This is a genomic window from Sporosarcina sp. D27 (assembly GCF_000586555.1).
GTDB lineage: Bacteria > Bacillota > Bacilli > Bacillales_A > Planococcaceae > Sporosarcina.
In genome coordinates, this window is sequence record NZ_AZUC01000063.1 from 84200 (window position 1) to 108496 (window position 24297).

The 24297-nt window shown below is 38.0% G+C and carries 32 protein-coding genes; 7 read left to right on the top strand and 25 right to left on the bottom strand.

Annotated features, from left to right (window positions below; genetic code table 11):
* The first annotated feature begins 22 nt into the window (after positions 1–22).
* The gene (locus N693_RS0117680) at positions 23–397 is read left to right on the top strand and encodes a hypothetical protein (RefSeq protein ID WP_025786165.1); all 375 of its coding nucleotides are present in this window, start codon (positions 23–25) and stop codon (positions 395–397) included.
* Here N693_RS0117680 and N693_RS0117685 read toward each other — a convergent pair.
* The 4 genes from N693_RS0117685 to N693_RS0117700 form a co-directional block, all read right to left on the bottom strand.
* Positions 392–1009 (bottom strand): YitT family protein, encoded by a 618-nt coding sequence (locus N693_RS0117685; RefSeq protein ID WP_025786167.1) that lies wholly within the window; start codon positions 1007–1009, stop codon positions 392–394. The two genes, N693_RS0117680 and N693_RS0117685, sit on opposite strands and share 6 nt — an antisense overlap.
* 132 nt (positions 1010–1141) lie before the next feature.
* Positions 1142–2377 (bottom strand): dicarboxylate/amino acid:cation symporter, encoded by a 1236-nt coding sequence (locus N693_RS0117690; RefSeq protein WP_025786169.1) that lies wholly within the window; start codon positions 2375–2377, stop codon positions 1142–1144.
* A gap of 193 nt (positions 2378–2570) precedes the next feature.
* Positions 2571–2888: a DUF4870 domain-containing protein gene (locus N693_RS0117695; RefSeq protein ID WP_025786171.1), complete on the bottom strand. Its 318-nt coding sequence runs from the start codon at positions 2886–2888 to the stop codon at positions 2571–2573.
* Positions 2889–2950: 62 nt separating this feature from the next.
* Positions 2951–3433, bottom strand: coding sequence for a PaaI family thioesterase (locus tag N693_RS0117700; protein ID WP_025786173.1), 483 nt, complete (start codon positions 3431–3433; stop codon positions 2951–2953).
* 156 nt (positions 3434–3589) lie between these two features.
* On the opposite strand from N693_RS0117700, the gene N693_RS0117705 reads away from it, so the two are divergent.
* Positions 3590–4039, top strand: coding sequence for a hypothetical protein (locus tag N693_RS0117705; RefSeq protein WP_025786175.1), 450 nt, complete (start codon positions 3590–3592; stop codon positions 4037–4039).
* 88 nt (positions 4040–4127) lie between these two features.
* The gene (gene pepF, locus N693_RS0117710; protein ID WP_025786177.1) at positions 4128–5954 is read left to right on the top strand and encodes an oligoendopeptidase F; all 1827 of its coding nucleotides are present in this window, start codon (positions 4128–4130) and stop codon (positions 5952–5954) included.
* Between the two features lie 399 nt (positions 5955–6353).
* On the opposite strand, the gene N693_RS0117715 is transcribed toward pepF, so the two are convergent.
* From N693_RS0117715 to N693_RS0117785, 14 genes are all read right to left on the bottom strand, one after another.
* Complete coding sequence (locus N693_RS0117715; protein WP_025786179.1) at positions 6354–6845, bottom strand: hypothetical protein; 492 nt, start codon at positions 6843–6845, stop codon at positions 6354–6356.
* A 75-nt stretch (positions 6846–6920) separates the two neighbouring features.
* The gene (locus tag N693_RS0117720; protein WP_025786180.1) at positions 6921–7103 is read right to left on the bottom strand and encodes a hypothetical protein; all 183 of its coding nucleotides are present in this window, start codon (positions 7101–7103) and stop codon (positions 6921–6923) included.
* A 110-nt stretch (positions 7104–7213) separates the two neighbouring features.
* On the bottom strand, positions 7214–7705 hold the full coding sequence (locus tag N693_RS0117725) for an NUDIX hydrolase (RefSeq protein WP_025786181.1): 492 nt from the start codon (positions 7703–7705) through the stop codon (positions 7214–7216).
* A 402-nt stretch (positions 7706–8107) separates the two neighbouring features.
* Positions 8108–9040 (bottom strand): GNAT family N-acetyltransferase, encoded by a 933-nt coding sequence (locus tag N693_RS0117735; protein WP_025786182.1) that lies wholly within the window; start codon positions 9038–9040, stop codon positions 8108–8110.
* A 356-nt stretch (positions 9041–9396) separates the two neighbouring features.
* Complete coding sequence (locus tag N693_RS0117740) at positions 9397–10101, bottom strand: DUF5694 domain-containing protein (RefSeq protein ID WP_025786183.1); 705 nt, start codon at positions 10099–10101, stop codon at positions 9397–9399.
* 107 nt (positions 10102–10208) lie between these two features.
* Positions 10209–10466, bottom strand: coding sequence for a hypothetical protein (locus N693_RS0117745; RefSeq protein WP_025786186.1), 258 nt, complete (start codon positions 10464–10466; stop codon positions 10209–10211).
* Between the two features lie 39 nt (positions 10467–10505).
* Positions 10506–11369: an aminoglycoside phosphotransferase family protein gene (locus N693_RS0117750; RefSeq protein WP_025786188.1), complete on the bottom strand. Its 864-nt coding sequence runs from the start codon at positions 11367–11369 to the stop codon at positions 10506–10508.
* 110 nt (positions 11370–11479) lie between these two features.
* Positions 11480–11734, bottom strand: a complete 255-nt coding sequence (locus N693_RS0117755; protein WP_025786190.1) for a hypothetical protein — start codon at positions 11732–11734, stop codon at positions 11480–11482.
* 242 nt (positions 11735–11976) lie between these two features.
* Positions 11977–12438, bottom strand: coding sequence for a GNAT family N-acetyltransferase (locus tag N693_RS0117760; protein WP_025786192.1), 462 nt, complete (start codon positions 12436–12438; stop codon positions 11977–11979).
* Positions 12439–12581: 143 nt separating this feature from the next.
* Positions 12582–12758, bottom strand: a complete 177-nt coding sequence (locus N693_RS0117765) for an LPXTG cell wall anchor domain-containing protein (RefSeq protein ID WP_172643608.1) — start codon at positions 12756–12758, stop codon at positions 12582–12584.
* An 84-nt stretch (positions 12759–12842) separates the two neighbouring features.
* Positions 12843–13265: an NUDIX hydrolase gene (locus N693_RS0117770; protein WP_025786196.1), complete on the bottom strand. Its 423-nt coding sequence runs from the start codon at positions 13263–13265 to the stop codon at positions 12843–12845.
* Between the two features lie 105 nt (positions 13266–13370).
* Positions 13371–14501, bottom strand: a complete 1131-nt coding sequence (dnaN, locus tag N693_RS0117775; RefSeq protein ID WP_025786198.1) for a DNA polymerase III subunit beta — start codon at positions 14499–14501, stop codon at positions 13371–13373.
* 806 nt (positions 14502–15307) lie between these two features.
* The gene (locus tag N693_RS0117780; protein WP_025786200.1) at positions 15308–16102 is read right to left on the bottom strand and encodes an SDR family NAD(P)-dependent oxidoreductase; all 795 of its coding nucleotides are present in this window, start codon (positions 16100–16102) and stop codon (positions 15308–15310) included.
* Positions 16103–16153: 51 nt separating this feature from the next.
* A complete protein-coding gene (locus N693_RS0117785) occupies positions 16154–17167 on the bottom strand; it encodes an AraC family transcriptional regulator (protein ID WP_025786202.1) in 1014 nt (337 codons plus the stop codon).
* Between the two features lie 474 nt (positions 17168–17641).
* Here N693_RS0117785 and N693_RS20700 point away from each other — a divergent pair, with 474 nt between their 5' ends.
* From N693_RS20700 to N693_RS19515, 3 genes are all read left to right on the top strand, one after another.
* Entirely contained in the window at positions 17642–17938 is a 297-nt protein-coding gene (locus tag N693_RS20700) for a penicillin-binding transpeptidase domain-containing protein (protein WP_025786204.1), read from the top strand.
* Positions 17939–17955: 17 nt separating this feature from the next.
* Entirely contained in the window at positions 17956–18378 is a 423-nt protein-coding gene (locus N693_RS20705) for a penicillin-binding transpeptidase domain-containing protein (protein ID WP_025786206.1), read from the top strand.
* A gap of 107 nt (positions 18379–18485) precedes the next feature.
* Positions 18486–18782: a BlaI/MecI/CopY family transcriptional regulator gene (locus N693_RS19515; protein ID WP_253271226.1), complete on the top strand. Its 297-nt coding sequence runs from the start codon at positions 18486–18488 to the stop codon at positions 18780–18782.
* Positions 18783–18883: 101 nt separating this feature from the next.
* On the opposite strand, the gene N693_RS0117805 is transcribed toward N693_RS19515, so the two are convergent.
* From N693_RS0117805 to N693_RS0117840, 7 genes are all read right to left on the bottom strand, one after another.
* Positions 18884–19120, bottom strand: coding sequence for a hypothetical protein (locus N693_RS0117805; protein WP_025786208.1), 237 nt, complete (start codon positions 19118–19120; stop codon positions 18884–18886).
* Positions 19121–19192: 72 nt separating this feature from the next.
* Positions 19193–19423, bottom strand: coding sequence for a hypothetical protein (locus N693_RS0117810; RefSeq protein ID WP_025786210.1), 231 nt, complete (start codon positions 19421–19423; stop codon positions 19193–19195).
* 76 nt (positions 19424–19499) lie between these two features.
* On the bottom strand, positions 19500–19874 hold the full coding sequence (locus N693_RS0117815; protein WP_025786212.1) for a hypothetical protein: 375 nt from the start codon (positions 19872–19874) through the stop codon (positions 19500–19502).
* Positions 19875–20703: 829 nt separating this feature from the next.
* On the bottom strand, positions 20704–21009 hold the full coding sequence (locus N693_RS0117825) for a TIGR04104 family putative zinc finger protein (RefSeq protein WP_025786213.1): 306 nt from the start codon (positions 21007–21009) through the stop codon (positions 20704–20706).
* An 810-nt stretch (positions 21010–21819) separates the two neighbouring features.
* Positions 21820–22260, bottom strand: coding sequence for a hypothetical protein (locus tag N693_RS0117830; RefSeq protein ID WP_025786214.1), 441 nt, complete (start codon positions 22258–22260; stop codon positions 21820–21822).
* 10 nt (positions 22261–22270) lie between these two features.
* Entirely contained in the window at positions 22271–22600 is a 330-nt protein-coding gene (locus N693_RS0117835; RefSeq protein ID WP_025786215.1) for an ASCH domain-containing protein, read from the bottom strand.
* A gap of 72 nt (positions 22601–22672) precedes the next feature.
* Positions 22673–23449: a FixH family protein gene (locus N693_RS0117840; RefSeq protein ID WP_025786216.1), complete on the bottom strand. Its 777-nt coding sequence runs from the start codon at positions 23447–23449 to the stop codon at positions 22673–22675.
* Between the two features lie 174 nt (positions 23450–23623).
* Here N693_RS0117840 and N693_RS0117845 point away from each other — a divergent pair, with 174 nt between their 5' ends.
* Positions 23624–24295, top strand: a complete 672-nt coding sequence (locus N693_RS0117845; protein WP_025786217.1) for a response regulator transcription factor — start codon at positions 23624–23626, stop codon at positions 24293–24295.
* Positions 24296–24297: the final 2 nt, after the last annotated feature.

The window sequence follows — 24297 nt, forward strand, 5'->3', positions numbered from 1 at the left end:
TGTATGAAAAGGAAGTGATCACATGACAAGTGCTGATGAATATGCGTTATCTATTTACATTCCCATTATTCTACTCCTAACAGTTATTGAAATAGTACTAGGCGCTTATGAAAGCTCTGATGGAATGTGGAACAAAAAGTTAGCTGCAGGAAAATTGCTACTCAACATGGCTTGGACAAGCACATTATTCCCCTTGCTGTTGGACATTCAGATATTCACTTTTATGATCGAGTCCTTGTATGAAGGTCGAAGAGATGTAGCCTCTCCTTTAAGTGGAAATGGCTTATTGTGGTTCTCCAACTCCCTCGTATTCTTTTTGTTACTTGTCAATACCATAGATGTTTATCAAAGTTTCCGTACCGCAGAAAGTTCTTTTCATGATGAAGAAGTTTCATAGTCTATTGATAACTTCTTTTGACTGAACTACTTTCGTATTCCATGAAACAATGAAACTAATCGTTAAACCGACACTACAGACTGTAATTAGAGAGAGGACAAGCGAAACCGTAGGCACAGATAGGCTTCCTACCGTTACAATGATGATGTCAAACAGCATGATAATCAGACCTGAATTCGTTCGTAGCCCTTTAGCTATGAGCTGAGCAAGTAAGTCTGTTCCTCCAATACTAATACCACGGCGCAACATGATTCCTGTACCGATTCCAATAAGGATACCTCCTGTTGCACTACTGACAACCGGCCCTAATTGAATGGCAATACCGCTTTCTTTAATCGGTGCAAACACATCGATGATAAGAGCGGAAATCAACATGCCGTGGATTCCATTATAGAAAAAGGGTCTGTACAAAAAGTAAGTCAACATAAAAATAGGAATACTTATTATTAGGAACGTCAGCCCTACTTTCGTCCCCGTGACATAATGGACAATGAGACTGATTCCAAGAGCGCCCCCCTCCATCAACCCATGAGGGATTAGAAATAAGTTCAAGCCTATTCCTAAAAAAACACTTCCTACAAGCAATGCAATTACCTTTCTAGCGCTTTCCATCTCCACTCACCACCTCATTGTGTTCTGTTACAACTATATGGCAACAAACGCCCAGACTTTCCTAATCTGGTGAGGTTAATAAAAAAAAGCGTCGTCCATATGAAATGGACGACGTTTTTTGTATCAAGTCTTTTATGAATTGACTGCTGATTCAATCGGTTTGATTTCTCTTTCTGATCCAGCTACAATGACCGCAGCTGACGCATCTCCAACGATATTAACAGACGTTCGCATCATGTCCAGCACCCGGTCAATACCTGCAATGAGAGCGATTCCTTCGAGTGGCATATTCACGGAGTTCAAAACCATTGCAAGCATAATCATGCCTGCACCTGGTACCCCGGCTGTACCAATAGATGCAAGAACAGTTGTCAAAACGACAGTTAGCAACTGTAGGAACGTCAGCTGAATATCGAAGAATTGTGCAATGAACACGACTGCAACCCCTTGATAGATTGCGGTTCCATCCATATTAATAGTAGCTCCTAGAGGCAGAACAAAACTTGCGATCCGTTTTGGCACGCCAAGATTCTCTGTTGTGTTCTTGATGGTAACAGGAAGTGTTCCTGCACTGCTTGCAGTACTAAATGCAACAAGTGCAGCTGGGAAGATGCCTTTAAAGAACGTAATCGGGCTAAGTTTACCCATTGTTTTCACAGCAATGGAGTATACGACAAGTGCATGCACAATACACGCAATGTATACGGCTAGCACTACTTTTAACAAAGGTAGCAATACAGATAATCCATATTCTCCAACGACTGGCGCCATTAATCCCAAAATACCAAATGGTGCGACACGCATAATGATCCCTGTAATTTTGTACATGATTTCCGCAAACCCTTCAAAGAAGGACAACACGGGCGCCGCCTTTTCACCAATCATCGTAATGGCAATTCCAATGAACAAGGCAAAGAAAATAATTTGTAGAATATTCCCCGTTGCAAGCGCCTCAAAAGGATTGGTAGGTACAATGTTCAAAAACGTATCAATCGCGCTTTGCGGTTCCGCGACAGCAGCCTCTGGTACACTTCCCTCATCTGTGGAAATGTTGACCCCCGTCCCTGGGTTGATCAAAAACGCTACTGACAAACCAATTATAATTGCGATTGCAGTTGTTGCTAAGTAGTACACAATTGTTTTGAGACCGATTCGACCTAGTTGTTTTGGGTCTGACATACTCGCAACTCCTACAACAAGAGTTGAAAGAACAAGCGGTGCAATTACAAATTTAATGAGTCGTAAGAACAAATCACCGAGCGGCTGCAGGAAATCAATTTTACTTCCGAATATACTTCCTAGAATAATAGCCAAAACAAAGGCAACAAAAATTTGAGTGACCAAGTTGAAACGTAATTTCAATTCCATTCCCTCCCCTTTTTCAATGGTAATCTACTGTATTCCAATGTATATGTATACATGCAAACGCTTTCACTCGGTACTATAAAAAAAGCCCTTCCCAGAGCATCTTCTCACGGGAAAGGTTTTCACGTGTGCATTTCTAAACATAATAACTTTTCTAATATAGAAACACAACTATTTTTTCTATTCAGTAAAATAATTAGAACCAACGTCCCACGATTGGATAATTGTATGGCTCATCTTGAAGCGTTTTAATAATCGCGATAATCGGAATCACAATTGTCATAATGATGAAACCAATCAGGAACGGTATTCCAATAATGATAACCGAAAAGATCGTTGACAAAATGATCAATGCTCCCATGACTAATTGGAACAAAAGCGCTTGAATCGCCAACCGTTTTATTTGTTCATCTAACTCCACGAAAAACGTCATGATGTATATCGCAACTGGCACCAAAAATGGGGCAAAGAATGCACTGGCATGTATGAGAATCTTTAAACCTTTTGTTTCCATAGGTTTCCACCCTTTCACTCGATCTTAGTAATTTTACGAATGAGGCGCGGAAAAGATTCATCTTATTTTGCTCCAAATGAAGCAGGCATGACAACTGCAACAACTTCTCCAGTTGCGCATAGTACACCATCTGCAAAAACTTCAACGGCTACTTTGAATTTCTTAGGATGTATTTCTTCAACGGTGCCGACAGCTTTCAAGGTAGTTCCTTCTGGAGTCGGTTTAACATAATTCACTAACAAGGAAGCGGTTACAAACCTCGGTGGAAGTTCCTCTTTATCTGGCTCAAATCCATTCTTGCGATGAAGAGCTAGTGAAGCGGAGCCAGTTCCATGGCAATCTATCAACGAGGCGATGATCCCTCCATAGACGAATCCTGGAATCGCCTTGTGATTAGAGTCTGGCTTATAGTATGTAACGGTTTGGTTTCCTTCCCAACCGGTTCTAAAATGGTGACCTTCTTTGTTTAATCGACCACATCCATAACACCAAGAAAAGTCATCCGGATAACGATCCTGAATCGCATGTTCAACTTTTTGTACCATTTGAATTCCTCCCTCACCTATTTGCTTATCAGTATATCATAACAATTCTGTGAATTATTATATTGACTCAAACATATACTAGCGTCGGAATACAATACCACCTGATCATGCGCATGCGTATACTACACTAACGAACGATACAAGGAGGCTATTTCTATGAAATTACGCGCGTTTCTACTAGTTTTACTACTCGCCGGAGGAGCTTATGCCATGATCCATTCCATTAACGAATTTTCTTCAAAGAAATTTTCAGAAGTGCTACAGTTGCCTGAAGAGCATGTAGTTCAGCTTATTTTCACAAAACCTTCAACAACAGGCATGACACCGCCCGCATGGGTTTCATCAGACAAAGAACAGATTGCCAATCTGCTAGAGTTTCTAGGTAGTTATGAGTTAAAGAAAAAAGATTCACAAGAAATTCTTGATGAATTGAATTTCAATCAATTCACAATCAGTATTGAAGATCACGATGAAAACCTTGTAACAATAATGGTGGAAGACAGTTTGATTGTTACTCAAAATGGAGAGCAATATACACTATTGGATGGGCCACTAGATACAGATTGGATGGTAGATTTCATACTCTCGAGCCATTCTCCATCTTAACTTACTCACTCTATAAATCTTTGTACATTTCAGTCTATTTGTTTTATACTAAAAGTAGTTCAGAATTCGAAATAAGGGAGAGAGTTCATTGGTTAAACAATTACCGCTAAGATCAGAAGTACCTCAAGAAGAAACGTGGAATTTGAAAGATCTATTCCCTTCGGAGGCTGCCTATGCCGAAGCTCTAGAAACATTGCAAACTGACGTTACAGCATTCGCAAAGAAGTTCCAAGCAAATATCCAAACCGCTGAAGATGTAGTAGCTGTACTGAAACAATTTGAAGCGATTTACATGCAGATTATTCCACTTGGTACGTACACAAGCTTAGCAGTGAGTGTTGACCAGACAAATGACGAAGCACAAATGCGCGATAGCCATTTCGGTTCAGTTTCAGCTAAAGTAGGAAGCCAACTCTCTTTTGTTACGAGCGAATTGCTAGAGCTGTCTGAGGACGTATTACAGCAAGCAATGGAGCAATCAGAAGAATATAGTCATTATTTGAAAGAATTGATCCGCGAGAAGCAGTATCGCCTACACCCGGAAGTTGAAAAGGCGCTTGCTGCTTATTCTTCTGCTTTCGATGCACCATATGGTTTGTATAACACGACTAAAATGGTCGATATGGATTTTCCCGATTTCGTTGTGGATGGAAATTCATATCCGCTCAGCTATGTCTCATTTGAAGGTGGTTGGGAGTCCGAGCCGGATACAAAAAAACGCCGTGCCGCATTCGAAGCATTTTCTGCAAAATTACGTGACTATCAGCATACGACTGCTAAAACGTATGATTCTCACTTGCAACTCGAGAAAATCACATCTGATTTACGTGGCTATGAGAGTATTACAGACTACTTATTATTCAATCAGGAAGTCGATCAGTCGATGTATCATCGCCAAATCGATTTGATCACCAAAGAATTGGCTCCACACATGCGCAAGTATGCTAACCTTCTAAAAGATGTACACGGACTCGACAAAATGACGTTCGCAGATTTGAAAATCCCTTTGGATGCAACGTACGAACCGACAATCACTGTAGAGGAATCCAAAAAATACATTAACGATGCTCTTGCAATTATGGGTCCTGACTATTTAGATATGGTAAAACGTTCGTATGATGAACGATGGACAGATTTCGCACAGAACAAAGGCAAGTCGACAGGTGCTTTTTGTTCAAGCCCTTACGGCACGCACCCGTATATCCTGATTTCTTGGACAGGTAGCATGGAAGACGTATTCGTCCTTGCTCACGAACTTGGACATGCTGGACATTTCTACAATGCTCATAAGAACCAGAACGTGTTCAACTCACGTCCGTCTACCTATTTCATTGAAGCTCCATCGACGATGAATGAAATGCTCGTAGCAAATCATCTTCTTTCAAATTCAGAAGATCTGAAGTTCAAACGCTGGGTCATTTCTTCCATTATTTCACGTACGTATTATCACAACTTTGTAACTCATTTACTAGAAGCCGCTTATCAGCGAAAAGTGTATGAAAAAATCGATGCAGGCGGCAGCGTCAATGCAACCATTTTAAACGAGCTAAAGCGTGGCGTTCTAGAAGAATTCTGGGGAGATACTGTGGAAATTAACGAAGGCGCAGAGCTTACGTGGATGCGTCAACCGCACTACTATATGGGTCTGTATCCATATACGTACAGTGCAGGGCTTACGATTTCAACAGAAATGGCAAAACGCGTGTTGAATGAAGGTCAGCCAGCAGTAGATGATTGGTTGAAAGTATTACAAGCAGGTGGAACACAAACACCAGCTGAACTTTCAAAAATGGCGGGCGTCGACATTACGACTGACGAACCGTTACGCAATACGATTGCTTATATTGGTGATCTTATTGACCAGCTCGTTCAGCTGACAGAGGAAATTAACGCTGAAGTACAACCTACTAAGTAATAACTAATTTAAAAAACAAGCAAAAGAGCAGCGGCTGTGTAGCCACTGCTCTTTTGCTTGTTTTTTCTTTGCGATATCTTCCTGTTTTGATATACATCTGAGACACCTATCAAATGCGCTGATGGACATGATGTCGAAGAATCAAAATAACAAAGGGATGAAAAATAAGTCGATCCACCCTATTGTCTACAGTCATGAGCTTTTTTTATAAAAAATTCATGTTCTTTATCTACTCCTACAATTAATTGTTCATCAAGAGTTATTTTCATCGGAAATATTTTAGATTTCTTCTCTGAGAACAACCATCTTCTATCTATGCTAGTTAAAATAATAAAAACGCCATTATTATGATCTTGCATAAAGTTTAAAGAGGATTTAATAGTTAATAACGAATAGAAATCACTTGAAATTAGCCTTTTCTTTTTTCTCAAAAATGGTATACACAATAGCAATCAAAATCGAAAAGGTAACAAACATAAAGTAAGTATTTAGATTAAAATACTGGTTGTTCACATGAATACTCAGTCCTGAAGTAATGCTTTGTAAATATTCCTCATCTGCAACGCCATCTATTTTTAGTAATGCCTCCTTTATGACTTGGCGATATTCAATAAATGCATATCTTTGATATATAAAGGCAGCAGATAAATGAACGAGAATAGCTAATATGCTGATCGTAAATGCAGTGTTGCCAAACGGATGCACATGAAAAATCCGAACCCATAAGAATACCATAAAGACAAACGCTGGAATTAGCAAAAATGCTATCAACAATGCTGGATTACCGTTTCCAGATGATGTTCCTGGATTCGGAGTCATTTGGTTTCCTAGCAGAAAGACTCCCAACAATAACAAACTAACAACGAATAGAGTAATCTTTGCAATTTTCACTGGTCACCCCTTCTTTTTTCTTTATACTCCTCTACTAATTTTCCTGATTGGAGTGAAGTTCCCGTGCCCTATTGCTTAATTATGGATGTTTCTGCTTGTAGACACGATGAAGTGAGAGCTAATGCCCAATAGTCCACCACCAATAACCGCCATTAAAGTTCCAGTTATTATCCATCCTATAGATAGAAGAGTTGCCACAAACATACCCACCATAAATAACACTAAGCCTATGGAAAATAATAAAATGCCTTTTTTCATAGTCCCACCTCAAGGTATATTTTGTAGTTTGGTTCGATTATCTTTGCACAAAACCGCCCGATCGGAGCGCACCCTTATTCATTAGTCGCGCCCATTACCGTAATCAGCATTCATGCTATGCTAAATGCGTAATTCAGTATATCTTGATATAGTCCATTCCAGTCACAGTAGTAATTTGTAACTTCTTTAGGGTCTATAAAAAGTCTTTCCGAAGACTCATACTCCCCTGTAAAACTATGCAATTTCTCAACATTCATACGATAAAACAACTGATACCCGATTTTTGGAAATAGGCTGTCTTCGTTCCAATTAGGGTTTTCAGTATGGTCAACTACAATATGGCCCTGTAAATGACATCCCCCTTCAACGTAACCTTCTTCCATAGCTTCACGTTTCAAACATTCCACTGGAGTTTCATTAAATTCAATGTGACCTCCTGGAAAGTCCCACCCTCTATGATTTAGATTAACTAATAGCAACTTATTCTTATAAAAGCAAAAACCATGAACGCTTGTAATTAAATTATATTGTGGAGATGGGCATTCAGGTTTCCAAGTTAGTTTTACTTTTGCATCTCCCCAATTTACATAGGCTGTTGTCATATTATACATTCACACCCTTACTAATTTTGGCCCGTTCCTGGCATATTCCATTTACCAGAACGGCCACCGAATCTGGAATAGCGTTAAACCCGTTGATTTGCCTTCCAGCCGGACGCTTTCGGGAGTCGTCGGCTTCCACTCCAATCAACTAAAGTGTCCTACTTTAACAAACAAGAGCCCCCGGTTTATCTAAGTATGGGTTCCTAAAAAATCCTTATCTATTTTTAGTGACTAAACGCCTTACTAGCCAAACGATTAGTATAAGTACAAGGGCAATTACAATTAAGCCTGGAATACCAACGTTACTATACAAAGCAAATCACACCTTATTTTTCAGATATTTTATTTAATTATTTGGCCCGATTGCAGTATAGCTTATAAACAAAAAATGGTTGTTAATGCTTAGATTTGCTTTTCAAAAAAACAAATTCCAGTCTGTTTTTTATATCCTAACTTTTGGTTAATATTCAGCATCGGAATATTATTTGAACTATTATGTGTTCGAACAAGCTTTGAGCCTTTTTGTTTTGCATAATCAATGGCCTTAAGCTTCACAGCAAGTGCAATTCCTTTTCCCCGATAACCCCGTTGAACCCCTGTTAATGAATTATAAAAGATTTCATTTGACTCATTGATAATCATCGACATTGCAATCCAACTATCCCCTTCATTTGCCAAGATGAATCCTTCCCTGTCAATCCCCCGGAATTGACTCTTTAGGACCTCAAAATCCGGTTTGGATTTCCCTTCCATTCCGGGAGCATCCTTAGCCAACTCCCACCAAAAATCAAAAAAACGTTGCAACCATTTATCGTCTTGGGGATACTCGGCAAAAGATTTGAACTCTACCCCATTCCATTTGACATTCTCAAAAACACTTTTATATTGACCTATATTGAACGACGATAAATCTAGTTGCGATTCGAAGGTATGAAATACTTTAGTAAAGCCCCTTTTTTCCAACCATGCAATATTTGTTAGTTCTGATTCCCTTACACCGCATTGCACCACGGTTCCACCATTGTTTTTTGCAAATCGTGTCACTTCTTCAAATAACAGACTCCCAAGCCCTTGATTTTTCCAATCCATATCCACAACAATCGAAATATCAAAATGGCCAGGTAAAATAATAGGATCCCAAGACCCAGTCACTCCCATTCCAAAGCCAACTATTTTTCCATCTGCTGTGGCAATCCCTAATCTGTGCATAATTGTATCTTCAGTAGCCTTTTTTTCATGGACTTTGAGGGTGTTTTCATTAATTACTTCGGAACTTAGTTTGTTCGACTTCTCAGTGAAGTCGCTAGACGACAACGGGATAATTTTTAAAACCATTTTCAATTGCCCCTCTCGTTAATTTAAATCTTCAATATATCTTTTTCTATAGTACCGAATTAATGTGTCCATAGAGGTGTTTATATAACTGCAAACTCACTACCTAATGCGTTTAATGGCCATGTTAGATGCATGGACGCTTTATTTCTAGTACTCTCTGTTGTTTGGAGCGGAAGACGGCCGACTCTTGAGGGATCAGCGTGCGCCTTGAGAACCCGCAGTGCGTATGTTTTTAGCGACCGTGGAGGCCAGCAGCGCAGAGCAACACTTTTCAGATTGCAAAATGGTCCGATCCTGACATAACGCTCTGCAATTATCGCCCCCGTTTCTGGAAGGTCTATCTAAAAAATCTATTTTCAAGACAGATAACTAAGAGGGTCACCGACCTCGAAAAGTTCACTTTCCTCAATGAATTTTGTAACAATAGATGAGTGCCCTACACCCACAATAAAGAGAACACGTTCATCCTCAGAATCAATAAGATTAGTTAAATTTGCAAACATGATGAGGTTTCTTTTATACCACCAACTTAACCAGTTCATCCCAACGTAATCAGTAACATCACCAATCCGTGCAATATTCAAATGAAGTTTATGCACCTTCTCAATTAAGGCAGGCGCGTTTAATTCTTTGTAGTAATCGATTACACTTTTGTCTTCTAACAATACAGGAGCCTCTAGTCCCTCATGTATTTCATTGAGAAGTTTCGGTTGATTTTCCTTTGCCCAACTCTCAACTTCCCCAAAACTCATATCTGCATCGCCCATCCAATCAGTCGCATAAATCTGTTCATGTTCCATCTTTAAACCTAACCGAAAGGCTACTTGATATATCTCATTCATTTTTAGTTTGTATGTACCTAGTTTATATTGATTAAATTCATCGTTATACGATTTACTATCTTCTGGTATCATTTCAACTGCAATTTTAGTTGGTTTAAACTTTTCTAGTTTCGAGACCAATTCCTCTATTTCTCTTTGTCTTTTTTCGGAATTCAGACCTTCATATTCAGACATATGAAAACTTCCAAGTACAAGAAATTTCGCCTTTTCTTGTTTCAATTAAATCCCCCCTTTTTAATATCCGTGCATTTACAGCATTGGAATATACTCTGTTAAATGGCCCTATTACGGTATTGGGCGATTACTTGTGAAGCAATCGCACCCGATTATTGTACATAGAATATCGGAAGCAAAACCAAGCCCAGTAGGAAAAGTACAGGAATTGAGGTAACAATTAAAGCCAAAACTTTCAACTTCCCTTTTTTGCTAATAAGTGCAGTTAGAAATGAGGTGATTATTAAAGAAATGACTACAATATCTCCAATTTCCGAGGTTCCGTTCACTTCAATTGGTGTAATAAAACCAAAAATAATAAACAAAGAAAATAATAACAATGAAATAATAGTTAAATATCTTCTTAACAAAATCACTTCACCTCCTCTGTTCTTTGGTCCGATTGTAGCTTATAGTAACACCTTTTTTAAGATTGAAAGATTTTCTCCAAGAAATGAAGCGTTCTTTTCAATTCCACGGCGTTTGCACCAGCCAATACTATTAAACGCATCAGTAAATTGATAAAAAGGCAACACAACTTCTAAATCAATTAATGGCCTTATGGTGTTATAACCTTCTTGATAGGACTGATACAAGCTAATGTCGAAGCTTAAAAAATCACGATTCAGTTTGGTGAAATCGATTTCTGTTGAGCCAAATCGTACACTTTCAAAATCTATCATACCTGATACTCTATCTTCATTAATAATTATATTTGCTGGACGAAAATCCATATGTATAAAGCTCGGGCCATCTGAAGGAGGGAGCTGTAGTTTCATATTTTCGAACTTTTCAATGGCCTGTCTGTATAAACTTTCATCCAAAACTTCCTTTACATCCTCTGCAAAGCTGTAAAATTGACGTTCCACAAAATTAGACCAGTCCGGAAATTCATCTTGTATGCCAGTTAACTGTATTGTTGTAGGCGGTTGAATTTGATGCATAGAGGCATGAAGGACCCCAACCTGAAAGGCTACTGTGGGTAAATCCTTATTTGTTAGCGGTTGCCCTTTTAATTCAGATAATAAGAACGCACCTGGACACTCTTCATCACCATGCCAATAATCCAACATTTTAGGTATTGAAACTTTATCTCTTAGGATTTCATAAGCTTCCAACTCTCGCTGACACTTCAATTTTGTGTAAGGTATTTTCAAAAAGATATTTTCCCCACTAAGCAATATGCATTTATAAACTGTGGAACTATGGGAATCGTCAACCTCGTTAATTGATAAAACATTCAACTCGAATTGTTTAATGACTCGTTCTAACATCCAACCCCTCCTTTTTCTTTAGAGTGTTTTGCCGCAGAATGGCACGTTTGCAGTACGGAACGTATTCGTTTATAGCCCACATTAAAGAGTTAAGAATAATCTGATTTTAATTACCAGAAATTTAATTTCATATAAATCATTTTTAATAAGACAAGCCCAAAACCAATTGCAATAAAACCTAGAGAACGTTTTAGATTCACTTTTTTCTGGAAAAAGATTATAACTGAAGCGTATCCTACTAGTAAAAACCACTGAATATTGTCTGATAGATGCAAAAGGCTAGTTACACTGACAATGCCTAGAATAACCATAATATGAATGCCATCAATTTCTTGAACGTCTTTTTTCTTCACTTCTCCATCCATAAAATCCTCCCCTTCAAAAACTCCGTTAAATGGACGCTTTATTTAAAGTACTCCCCGATGCTTGGAGCTGAAGACGGACCACTCCGTAAGGATCAGCGAAAGCCGTAACGAAGAACGGTTTTTGCGAACAAAGCAAAGCGTTGAGAGCATATCTTTGCACTCGCCTTGAGACCCCGCAGGGCGCATGTTTTTCTCGACCGAGTACTTTATGTTGTATTTGTTAGCAACTACTATTTTCTTGGTTATTCCAATTTTTTTAGAAGCTTCACATATTTACCATACTTGTCTTCCCCAATAAATAGTACGTCAGTAAAACCCCTCTTTTCATATAGATGACGTGCATGTATATTGTCAGTATCAACACCAAGCGCTATTTCCTGAAAACCAAGCTGCTGGGCATATTCAATTAAAAAATCAAGGATAATCCCGCCTATTCCACGATTGCGAAATTCTTCTTTAACTATCATACGAGATAGGTAAATGCGTCTATCTGGAATTGTATAATCTGGATCAGTGTTCTTAAAAACCAACGATCCTTCACCTATAAATTCATTATTTTCCAAATAAATAAATGTAACTCTGTTTCCACTTACTAGTTCGTCATAAAATATCTTTGCCATTTTTGGTTTTTGGTCCATATCCCAAATATTACTGCATTTATTATAGTCTTCGTGATTTAACTTTTTTATTTGATTCGAAGTCATAGCCCATTCCTCGCTTAGTTAAACTGTTTGGTAGTATAACAGTTCACCAATTATATTTTCCCTCGTTTGTTTCAATCACTTTCACCACGAAATTTAGCTATTACACAAACCAAGCGCAATACCTGGTTCTAGAATCAATCCCTTTAGTTAATAGGATTAGTTTCTCTGTTCCTTTGAAAAAGGGTTATCATAGCTACAGTTAATAATAGTGCTCCAACTATCTTCATAATTGTATTCCCTTGTTCTCCTAAACTATTAAAAGTGATGGAGAGCATAAATCCACCTATTGCCGTTAAAGAAACTATTAATAATTTCTCCAAAATAATAATCATCTCCTACCCCTTTACGTCGGCAGAACAATTAAAGCTTCCAATTTAGCAAAAATCCGCTGTTTCAAACGACTATCATCGTTTTCTAAGTAAATAAGGTACGGAAGATTTACTATCTATTAATCCCTTTGAATCGGTTATATGTATGTAATCCTCTGCTTTCTGAGAATCCATCCAAGTAATTTCTTCTATTTCTTCTGGCATTGAAATACTCATTTCTCCACCGATTATTTTCCCTCTAAAAGTAAAGAAAATGGCATGATGTCCTCTGTCTTCAAAAAATGCTTCACTTATAGAAAAAATACCATCTAGCTCAACATCTAATCCAGTCTCTTCCTTTGCTTCACGAACTGCAGCTTCTTCAAGTGTTTCCCCACTCTCTACTGCTCCTCCTGGAAGTGTATAATATGAAGAGTTCTCACCTTTATTTTTAACCATTAATACATTATCGCCTTGCTCATCAAAGATAAGTACATATGTGACATCTACTCGTTTCACCAAGTGAACCCCTCCATCTTATTTTGACATTTTTCCAATTAATATTTCTTCTCTTTAACACTAAACAAATTCGCCTACTTGTTTTATTAGTACTTATTGTTCCACTTAATATGAACGTACCGGTGAAATAAGATGAAGATAAAATGAATTATTTACAGGCTCTATTAAGATGGGTCTCATCGGACCCCCAAAACTTACTCTAATCTCTTCTTCTTGTATTACTTTTAATGCGTCCATTAAAAAACTTCCATCAAGTGAAATACTTAAGTTAGTATCGCCATCGATCGTATTAATAGTTTGAATTTCTTCTATTTTTCCTATTTCTGATGAATTTGAGGAAATCCTTATTTTGGAACCATCCTGAATTTCTAAAAATATGTTATTATTTTTCCATTCTCTTGCAAAAAGGCAAGCTCTATCGATTCCCTTTAATAGCTGATTTGTGTTTAGAGTAACTATGGTCTTCGAATGATTTGGCAATAGTGCGGAAATGTTAGGATAGTTACCTTCAATTAACCTTGAAAAAAGGGAAATTGAATTTGATTTAAATACCATATAGTTGTCTATTACTACTATTTGTACTACACCATGTTCATTATTTATCAATCTTACAAGTTCGTTTAAGCTTGTACCTGGTACAGTGAATGAACCTTCTAGATTTGTTTCTAACGCAAGCTCCCTTAATGCTAGACGTTGGGAATTTGTTGCGACACACGTAAGTTGATTTTCTTTGAATGACATATTGATTCCAGTCAAGACAGGTCTTGACTCACTATTCGAGACCGCAAATACAGTTTGTTTTATGATCTCAATCAACTCAATGTTGGAGATTTCAATATATTTTACTTCATCATTTTTAGGAAGTCTCGGGTACTCCTCCGCGTTAAATCCGGGTAAGGTGGTTAAGATTCCATCGGATTGAATGGTAACTAATCTTTCTTCGTTCACTTTTAAATGTATTTTGTCGTCTAATTTCTTTACAATCCCACTTAAATATTTTGCTGAAATAACAATGCTACCTACATGAAAGACTTCCAATACTTTAACTCCATCAATCACTAAAGGAATAACTTTTTCTATAATAATGTCAGAATTGCTTCCAACAAGGATTAAGCAATTATCATGAGCAGTTATCATAATACCTGTCAAAATAGGGAACGGTGTTTTTAAAGACACCGCTTTGTTAACATCTGAAATTGCTTTATTAAAGCATTCTTTGTCTATTAAAAATTCCATAAAAATATCCACCTCATTTCATTGCTAGTGAAAATAATTCAAAAAACACCTAAAACTTTGTTTCATCTTTAACTATATGGCTAGTTTAATGAATGGACGCTTTATTTATAGTACTTGCCGTTGCTTGGAGCTGAAGACGGCCGACTCCGGAGAGATCAGCGAAAGCCGTAACGAAGAACGGCTTTTGCGAACAAAAGCAAAGCGTTGAGTCCATATCTTTGCACTCGCCTTGAGACCCCGGTTTTCGCGACCTAGGAGGCTCAAGCCACGCCCCTCGGAAAGCGTTCCGTCTGGAGCGGAAGGAAACAGTCTTCATAGACAGTTGGGGAGCTTAGTAATTTAAGTTATCAATTAAATTGTACCAAACTTTTAACAAATTACCAGAATTCATTAATTATTATCAAAAATCATCATACCTCAACAAAACCCTCATTTTCCAAACAAAAAAGCTAATTGCTATGGGTTTTCCTACTCTACTTTCCTATCAGCACTTTTCAATTCACCATTGCCTGTGAAGCATATTTTTCAGAACAGGAAACCGGATTACGCAATAATGTCTCGATTGTAAGGTTTATGGAATGGCGATTATTAGAAAACTGTCCTGACTAATAGTATGGGACCAATTTTACATAAATCGAAAAAGCGAGCACATCATCCGTTTCTCTCGAATGATTTGCTCGCTTTTATATTTTAACGTTTACTTTGTTTTTAACTGTAAGGTGTGTGTGAAACAAACATGAATTTTTAAACAAACACGAAAATTTCTTGCGCATGCACCATTTTCTAATATTCGAAATAGAAAAGTGTTAAAAAATTGTCGGTACCATTCCTCCGTCCATACGGATTGGAGAACCTTTAAATGCTGATGCATAGGGACTACATACAAATGTAGTTAGTCTACCTATTTCAATTGGCCTGATAAATCGCTGAATTTCAGATTGGGGTAGATTTTTAGTCATAAAGTCTTTCTCTTTTTCCGAAAAAGTCATATCTTCGTTAGTGTACACCCCCTCTATTATTTGCTGCACATTTTCAGACAATGTTGGTCCTGGCATAATTGTATTGACTGTAACTTCTGTTCCTACTGTTAATTTAGATAAGCTTTTTGACAATGATAATAGCATTGACTTTGTCATACAATACTGAGGCATTTGTCCCGATGGCATAATTGCTTCTTCACTCGCAATAAAGATAATACGGCCATAATTATTGTTCATCATTTTAGGCAAATAAAATTTAGATAATCCATTTGCAGTAAGAACATTAGTATGAAAATATTTTATCCATACTTCATCGTCAACGTCCTCATATTGCATAATTTCATAAATCCCCATATTGTTAACTAAAATATCAATGTCGGGGTACTTTTTGAATAAATCTTCTCTTTGTTGAATATCCACCAAATTGGCTGTAGCATTTTGAGGAGAGGTACCGGGGAAATCAAACTTAATTTCATTTACAGTTCGTTCCACCTCTTCATAATTCCGTCCATTAATTAGCACATTAACTCCTTCTTTGGCAAGTTCAATGGCAATTGCTTTACCTATACCTTTTGTTGACCCTGTAACTAATGCTGTTTTATTGTTTAAACCCATATCCATTATATATTTCCCCTTTTAATTTAGTTTTTAAAACCTAATTTTAAGACAAAATTAAGTTATTGCGCTTGTACCTATTTGTTCGGTACGCCAGTTTGAAGGAGTGTCACCTTCCCAAAGATGGAAGGCGCGGTAGAATGAGTTCTGGTCTTCATATCCAATCAGAAAGGCCACTTCTTTAATATCTAGCGAGGCATCTTTCAAGTACTCTCGCGCCTGCTCATGTCGTGTTTGTGTCAACAGATATTTGAAACTCGCCCCTTCGTCGGTAAGCCGGCGCTGCAAGGTACGATTGCTCATCCCCATCTCGCTAGCGATAGTATGAATGTCTGGGCGCCCTCCTGACAGGCTATGTTTTATGATCCACTTGACCATCTCTGTGAATGAGTGGTTACGTTGTTGCTCACCTAACGATTGATCCAGTACGGGAGTCAGAATCTCCAGTAACTCTGCATTATACGAGACAAAAGGACAGTCCAAATCTCGTCGATGTAGCGTCAATCGGTCGCTATTTGACTCGATCCGGACAGGACAGCCAAAGTAATTTTCAAGTGTCTGTACATCGCCCATTGGGTGTGAAAATTCTACAAACTTCGCAGTCAAGGGTTGACCTGTGCCCCGGCGACCTAGCTCCAAAAGAAATGCCAGCGTGATACCGACCAGCATCGGCGGACCAGGTTGCTCGGTATACGACCATTTCAGTTCGATTGTACAGTGCTCGCCTTCCTCGGTAATGCGTAAGTTTTCAGGAGGACACAGTTGTTTGTACCGGGCCATTCGGTTTAGAGCATCGCGGTAGTCACGAGCATGGTAAGCCGTTAAAACGGTCGGTGGATAATGTGATGTTTCAAATACGGTCGCAAGCTTGATGATACCTTTGGACGTGTCATCCATGAGATCGGAATAAGCCTGCCAGATTGCGAAATATTGGGAGGTAGTGACAACTGGCTCTGTAATAATGGTTAGTGGTAGCCGTGCTTTTCGAACCACGTCTTGGGATTCAATACCTAATTGACGTAACCCTGTCCAAAATCCTATCGGTATTTTAATACGAGTATGGAACGTCATACATACTGCCTCCTTTAGCAATCTCACATTCACTAATTATGATCGTGTTTGGCCTTAATGACAGGGCAGTTATAATATTAACTTCCCATTGTCATTATGTAACTAGCAAAAGACGACACTTTTCTCGCTAAGCACGCCAAATAAGGCCATCAGTAAGAGTTTCCATTAACATAACTGCCACATCGTGGTGTAGTTGAAGGACGCTGATTCATAATCATCTTCACACTAAGATAAACTTCTGATTATTTATATAACCTTATGTATTCGTTACTTACAATTAAGGTTGAAAAAGAATTTTTTGATATTTATTCATATTGTACCACTCATATTTCAAAGAGTTCTGTCGTTCTTCAAAACCTCCTATTCAGTCCTTCCAGTTCTCGATGGTTTTACGAATCTCTTTTTCAACTTTTCTTTTCGCTCCGGCTGGAACAGATTTTCGTATCGAGATCTATACAGAAAGTCGTTTTCAACATGATTTTTGACAATAAGCAGACAGTGTATGAGGATTTAAGCGCATTTTTCAATGGATATGAAGGTGGCTTTGTACTGTACGATTTACAGGAGAAACAATACAATATCTATAATAAAGATAAAAGCACATTACGGGTTTCCCCCGATTCCACGTACAAACTTTACAGTGCATTATTTGCATTGGAATCCAAGGTCATTACACGAATTGACAACTCAATGAAGTGGAATGGGAACTCTTATCCTTACCAAGGCTGGAACCAGAGTCAAAATTTATTTACGCACTTGAAAATTCGGTAACTTGGTATTTCCAGAACATGGACAAAAAGGTGCAAATTAAAAACATCAAGACTTACCTTGATAAAATACAGTACGGTAATCAAAATCTGTCTGGTGGAATCGAAGACTATTGGCTCGAATCTTCCTTGAAAATTTCACCGATTGAACAGGTGCAGATACTTAAAGACTTTTATACAAACCAATTTGGATTTGATGGTAAGAACATTCAACTCATAAAAGATGCCATCAAACTGGAGACGACAGACAGTGCAACACTCTATGGTAAAACCGGCACAGGAACGGTAAACGGGGAAAATGTGAATGGGTGGTTCATTGGATATGTAGAAACGAGAAACCACACGTATTTTTTCGCAACAAATATCGAAAGCGACCATCATGCCAGTGGCAGTATAGCTGCTGAACTTACAAATTCCATTCTGCACGATAAAGGCATCTATTAAAGATAAAGGCAGGGATCCAAGTGACGAATAAAATACCCGCTATTTCAGAATCGGAATGGGAAATCTTGAAGGTGCTTTGGACAAAATTACCATAAACAGCAAATGAGATTATTTCATCCTTGCAGGCACAAACGAACTGGAAGCCGAAAACCGTACGTACCTTGTTGGAAAGGCTCACCAAAAAAGAAGTCGTTGGTGTCCATAAGAATCAGAGAGTTTATACATTCTATCCGCATTATTCCCAAGATGAATGCCAACGTGCCAAAGCAGACTCTTTTCTAAAACGATTCTATGACGGCACCTTAAAATCATTGCTCGTTCAATTCATTCAGGATGAAGACCTGTCTAAAGAAGATATTAAAGAACTAAGATCCATCTTGGATAAGAAGCAGGATAAAAAATAAGACCGTCCCGTCTTTAAAAGCTAATAGCATCCTTTGACTATATCTACTGGGTTAATCCAAAAAATTGTATTCACAATTATGCCCTTTTGATGATTAATGAACTAACGTTGTTCTTGTTTGGTAATTGGAGATTTTTGTTTTTGCCATTCAGTCGTTCCATCGCTTTCCTCAATGAGCTTCTGCCAGTACCTACCCGTTTTCTTATCAAATATGATTATGTTTCGTTCATTTGCTGAAATAAGTTCATATCTGTACTTAATTGTTTTTGCGTTATCTAGAGAATGAGATATTAAACCAGATCCTATGATTATGCATACTCCTAAAAAAACAATGGACATACTGTCACTCCTTCTCCATCAATTGGGGCCGGTTGAAACACAAACTCTATGCAAGAAAAGACCCCGATTGTTCTAGTGGTTCTCCTTTTTGAAAGACATAAAAATAAAAATAATTCCGATTATAAAAAATGCACCTATAAACAGATTTTTCAACAATGGCATTGTTTGTGGAACGGTATCCCATGTTCCAGTATTTATTTGAGCAAACAAATAAACATATGCAATCAGACGTTCCATGGTATAAATTAGACCACTTGTTAGAATAAATAGGGAACCTAAAACCAAACCTAACTTCTTATCCAATAAACTTCCTCCTCACTTTTCAACCTGACCCTATTACTGAAAAAAAGATGCAATTCCTATTCCAGAATTGTGCCCGTTAGTTGAAAAAGTTGTTTAATTTTTCAACGGAATTATCTTTTAAAGAATATATAGTGTTCGTATCTTCAACATTCATTATTGTTCCGTGTTCTTGACTTAACCATAGAAAATATGATTTTTCACCCAATATCACTTTATACTGTGGGTCTGCAATATCCACAATACCTGGTTGCTTTTTAGCACTACTAAAAGCTTTTTTAAATTGCTTAATCTCATTTTTTTCTTTGAATGTCACTAATGAGTCTTCTTTAACTTCAGAAAAGGATTCCATTTCAAAGACATTTACTTCGCTAATCTTTTTGATTCCATTACATCCGCTAAGAACAAATATAAATATAACAAGTGATAGGCTTAATATTAGAGTCTTTTTCATTTTGTCTCCCCCTTTTAAAGATTAGTCGTTACTATTAAGGAAAAGTTTCTATATACGAAATGGCCAGTTTGAAGCACAAATCTTGGACCGTTAAAGCCCCCGTTAAGGTTACATCCCCACTAATCCAGACATAATTAAAAATAATGTGCCCCCTCCGCAGAGCGATGCAAGAACAGTGTAAATCATAAAATTATGCTTTTCCTCTGAGATCGCGCGAACTGCAAAGATGGAGAAAAAAACCGTAAAGAATCCAAGTAATGAATATATGAAAAGCATTTCATGTCCTCTTTTCTAATGAAATTCAAGCAACAAAATGGCCCGATTCTGGCACAACTTTTATTCCGTTAATGCCTCGTTACTTGTTTATTTCTAATATCCTTACTTAATTATATTTGGTACAAAAATAGAATTGAAATAAGAAAACTATACTTCATTCGGAGTTATTACTACTTTTTACACTAAAGCTTAAGTATAGAGAATAAAAGGTTCCACCGAGAAAAAAGATTCTCCCTAGAAAATTCATAACACGGTTACCTTGCTCCCCCAAGCTACCTATTGTTACGGACATCATAAAAACACCAATAAGCATTAAAATTATCAAAGAAATTTTTTCACTACATAATCCTCATTTCTTAATAACTCCTGTATCAATACTTTTTCAGGTTAATCTTCAACAATTTTTTATTCTACCTCGTCATTTTCATCTCTAGTTACTCGAATCTAAAAAATGGCCCGTTTGCGATATTGGCGCGATTATTTGTGCAGCAATAGCGCCCCGATTCTGGTACAAAGCTATGCGACAAAATCCCCCTATTCTTGTCCAAACACTTCACTGTTCGCCTATGTACCTCTCCTTACTACTCAATTCCACAAAAAATGGATATAAAAGAAAAACGATAGCAGCGAAAACAGGAAGTAAGCTAAATAGGATAATTACTGGTATATCAAAGAAGATTTGGATCAGTAGTGGCACTAAAATAATTACAGTTAGAAAGCTGATCCTCTTTTTAGATTTCTGTGTTTGATATTGCTTTTCTCCGCAGCTAGGACAAGTCATTGCAGGGTCCAACGTTGTCGTTTTTTTTATTGTTTGTTTCCAATTCCACTCTTTATTACAATTCTGGCAAGTCGGCATTATATCCCTCCTCCCTAAATCCAACGTCCATAATTAAATGGCCCGGTTGATGAACGGACGCTTTATTTTTAGTATTCGTCATTGCTTGGAGCGGAAGACGGACGACTCCGAAGGGAACAACGAAAGTCGTAACGAAGAACGGCTTTTGCGAACAAAAGCAAAGCGTTGAGTCCATATCTTTGCACTCGTCTTGAGACCCCGCAGGGCGCGGTTTTTGCGACCGAGGAGGCTCAAGCCACGCCCCTCGGAAAGCGTTCCGTCTGGAGCGTATAGCAACAATTTGCATGCTAGATAATGGCCCGTTTGAAGAAGAAGCTATTTTATAAAATATGCTCTGTTGCTTGGAGCGTAAAGCAACAGTCTTTATAGACAGTTTGGGGAACTTAGTAATTCAACTTATCAATTAAATTGTACCAAACTTTCAACAAATTACCAGAATTCATTAATTATTATCAGAAGTTATCATACCTCAACAAAACTTTCACTTTCCAAACAAAAAAGCTAATGGCCATGGGTTTTCCTTCTCTTATTTCCCATTGGCTCTTTTCAAATCACCATTGACCCTGAAGCATTTTTTCAGAACAAGAAACTGGATTACTCTATACTGTCTCGATTGTAAGGTTTATGGATTGGAAATTATTAGAAAACTTTCCTAACTAATAGTATAGGACCAATTTTACATGGAACGAAAAAGCGAGCACATCATTCGTTTCTCTCGAATGATGTGCTCGCTTTTATATTTTCAACGTTTACTTTGTTTTTAAGGTTAAATCCTAAAGTGATTGGATTAGAATGCATTTGTTTTCATCTTCACCAAAATGATGGTTTGGCGACCATCAGGTAAAGCATAATTAGAAGTAATCCTATATACCGCCACGACGTGTTCATTAACTTCTTTAACAGTTCTTCACGATTTTCCGGTTCTTTAGGAAAGCGGTCCAAGACAACGGAAAAACCGCTAGCCAGAAATACAATCGATAACATCATAATGCCTAACGTGACAATCACCCATGAGGTATACCATGGCCATGGCCCAATCAAGATCAGAATCACTCCAGAAACTACAAGAACATGTCCCGAATGCATCACAAAGCGAATTGTCCATTTGAATAAGGAAAGAAGAATTGCTTCCTCACTCAAAACCGCTTTGCGGACGCGTGAAATAATCGGGAATAGCAGAAATAGCGGTCCAACTGAGACTACTGCTGATAACACATGGATGTAGACGATGGCTGTATATAAGAAGCCCATATCAAATCCATCAATTCTTTACGGGAGAAAACTCATGTACCCATACTTTCATAGTAGGAATCCATTTCATACCTTCATGCATATCAAGAATCGATTGCTTGTAAGCGTCTAAATTCTCAAAGCCTTCTTGGTGAGCGTGTTCTTCTGTTACTTCACCAAGTGTTTGTTGATAAAGTGAATCCACTTTGAATCCCTTACCATCTAATTCCATAATCTCACCAGGGTATGCGTAAACACCGTTTCTACGAGTTGAAGTCTTTTTACCTTCCAACACTTTTTCCACATCTGCTGGTACAGTAACAAGTCGTTCCACTGAGCATGTCTTTTTTGGATAATCCATTATAAATTCCCCATTTCAACTATTTTCTTCATTATATATGGTTCGCAATGAAATTTCGAATCGAACAGTCTATTATTTTGAAATAGTTATCTCATGAGTTTCATGCTCGTGCAATCCTTCCTCATTTTCAACATGAACAGTAACACTTGCTGTTCCAGCAGTTTCAAATGTCACGTCCCCTGCGTATTCTCCAGCCTTCTCTTCCGTTAACTTCACCCATTGTGCTTCATCCGTTTTATCATTTATAACAACTTCAAGTCGTACACGTGCTTTTTCAAGTGGCTTTTCATCTTGCTGTAAGTGGACACTCATCATTGCAGATTCATTCACCTTCACAGCTTCGGGTTCCATGAAGTGCATAGAAAAACCTTCTGTTCCATGATGATGCTCATGACTTTCTTCGCCTTCAGCTTCAGTACCTGCTTCACCTTCTACTGCCCCTGTACCAATTGTAATCTCTTTCATTGGCATCGTGTGCATATCTCGCGCTGTTACGTGGACTTGAACATGGTACAAGCCATCGTGTTCAAATTTAGCTTCTGCTTCGTAAAGACCATCCGTTTTTTGATTGGATTTGATCTTCCAACTATCTTCTTTCTTTCCATCTTCCCAAATTTCATATTCAACTTCACTTGCATCCTTTACCTTTTCATCACCTTGAGTGACCGCAGCTGCCAATTGAATCGCTTGCCCGGCTTCCCCTGTCTCAGGAACAGTTAGTTCTACCGTGATCGGTTCAACCACAACTTCTTCGTCTTCACTTGCATTTACATCCGTATCATTTTGCCCGCATCCTGTTGCTAACACTGCGATAAGTGCTGTACTAATTGCCAAATGTCTTTTTTTCAATAGAAACTCGCTCCTTTTTGCTTAACGGTTTGTCTGCTTTCAAGTATCATTAGCTTATGAGCATCATTGTACTAATTAAATTCGAAGTAACTATGAAGTCTTTAAACTTCATGGAATGTTCACCGTTTTTTGAGAAAATGAGTAGATTATTGATAGATGAAATGAGGAAACCAGATGATTTCGTATACAATTATGGTAATCGATGATGAAGCAGAAATGAGAAAACTAATCCGTACTTTTTTAGAAACTGAAGGGTATCACGTAGTAGAAGCAACAGATGGAGTACATGCTCTTTCTCTGCTGCACGAAGTTCGTGTAGACCTTTGTTTAGCAGATGTCATGATGCCTTATATGGATGGCTTCCTCTTCGCTCAAGAAGTGAAACGAACAATCGATCTTCCGATTATCTTCTTGTCGGCTAAAGGAGAAGAATGGGATAAAATCAAAGGTCTCAAGCATGGTGATGATTATATTGTGAAACCCTTTTTACCTGGTGAATTACTTGCAAGAGTTGCTTCAGTCTTACGTAGATCCTATCAACGTAAAGAGCTCCACAGCGCACTGTCATTTGGTCCACTTGAGATTGATAAAGAGGCACACCGTGCAACGTTAAATGGTAAGGCATTATCACTTACACTTAAGGAATTTGGAATTCTTTACGTCCTCGCGAAAAATGCTGGACGCGTTTACTCACGGGATGAGCTTCTCCAAATTGTTTGGGGAGACGATCACGACAGTAGCGTGCGTACCGTCGACACACATATTAAGACCTTGAGGTTGAAATTAGGGGAAGAAGGACAAAAGATAGAGACTGTCTGGGGAATCGGCTACAAGTTCGAGGTCTAAGG

Bases quoted from the DNA above. Each gene is read 5' to 3' on its own strand.
- N693_RS0117705 (WP_025786175.1), top strand. From the start codon at position 3,590: ATGAAATTACGCGCGTTTCTACTAGTTTTACTACTCGCCGGAGGAGCT.
- N693_RS0117755 (WP_025786190.1), bottom strand. From the start codon at position 11,734: ATGGATGGAGAAGTGAAGAAAAAAGACGTTCAAGAAATTGATGGCATT.
- N693_RS0117760 (WP_025786192.1), bottom strand. From the start codon at position 12,438: ATGACTTCGAATCAAATAAAAAAGTTAAATCACGAAGACTATAATAAA.
- N693_RS0117725 (WP_025786181.1), bottom strand. From the start codon at position 7,705: ATGACAACAGCCTATGTAAATTGGGGAGATGCAAAAGTAAAACTAACT.
- N693_RS20700 (WP_025786204.1), top strand. From the start codon at position 17,642: ATGATTTTTGACAATAAGCAGACAGTGTATGAGGATTTAAGCGCATTT.
- N693_RS0117830 (WP_025786214.1), bottom strand. From the start codon at position 22,260: ATGGGCTTCTTATATACAGCCATCGTCTACATCCATGTGTTATCAGCA.
- N693_RS0117735 (WP_025786182.1), bottom strand. From the start codon at position 9,040: ATGGTTTTAAAAATTATCCCGTTGTCGTCTAGCGACTTCACTGAGAAG.
- N693_RS0117825 (WP_025786213.1), bottom strand. From the start codon at position 21,009: ATGCCGACTTGCCAGAATTGTAATAAAGAGTGGAATTGGAAACAAACA.
- N693_RS0117700 (WP_025786173.1), bottom strand. From the start codon at position 3,433: ATGGTACAAAAAGTTGAACATGCGATTCAGGATCGTTATCCGGATGAC.
- N693_RS0117750 (WP_025786188.1), bottom strand. From the start codon at position 11,369: ATGTTAGAACGAGTCATTAAACAATTCGAGTTGAATGTTTTATCAATT.
- N693_RS0117690 (WP_025786169.1), bottom strand. From the start codon at position 2,377: ATGGAATTGAAATTACGTTTCAACTTGGTCACTCAAATTTTTGTTGCC.
- N693_RS20705 (WP_025786206.1), top strand. From the start codon at position 17,956: ATGGACAAAAAGGTGCAAATTAAAAACATCAAGACTTACCTTGATAAA.
- N693_RS0117805 (WP_025786208.1), bottom strand. From the start codon at position 19,120: ATGTCCATTGTTTTTTTAGGAGTATGCATAATCATAGGATCTGGTTTA.
- N693_RS0117695 (WP_025786171.1), bottom strand. From the start codon at position 2,888: ATGGAAACAAAAGGTTTAAAGATTCTCATACATGCCAGTGCATTCTTT.
- dnaN (WP_025786198.1), bottom strand. From the start codon at position 14,501: ATGGAATTTTTAATAGACAAAGAATGCTTTAATAAAGCAATTTCAGAT.
- N693_RS0117780 (WP_025786200.1), bottom strand. From the start codon at position 16,102: ATGGATATGGGTTTAAACAATAAAACAGCATTAGTTACAGGGTCAACA.
- N693_RS0117680 (WP_025786165.1), top strand. From the start codon at position 23: ATGACAAGTGCTGATGAATATGCGTTATCTATTTACATTCCCATTATT.
- N693_RS0117815 (WP_025786212.1), bottom strand. From the start codon at position 19,874: ATGAAAAAGACTCTAATATTAAGCCTATCACTTGTTATATTTATATTT.
- N693_RS0117845 (WP_025786217.1), top strand. From the start codon at position 23,624: ATGATTTCGTATACAATTATGGTAATCGATGATGAAGCAGAAATGAGA.
- N693_RS0117720 (WP_025786180.1), bottom strand. From the start codon at position 7,103: ATGAAAAAAGGCATTTTATTATTTTCCATAGGCTTAGTGTTATTTATG.
- N693_RS0117685 (WP_025786167.1), bottom strand. From the start codon at position 1,009: ATGGAAAGCGCTAGAAAGGTAATTGCATTGCTTGTAGGAAGTGTTTTT.
- N693_RS0117785 (WP_025786202.1), bottom strand. From the start codon at position 17,167: ATGACGTTCCATACTCGTATTAAAATACCGATAGGATTTTGGACAGGG.
- N693_RS0117835 (WP_025786215.1), bottom strand. From the start codon at position 22,600: ATGGATTATCCAAAAAAGACATGCTCAGTGGAACGACTTGTTACTGTA.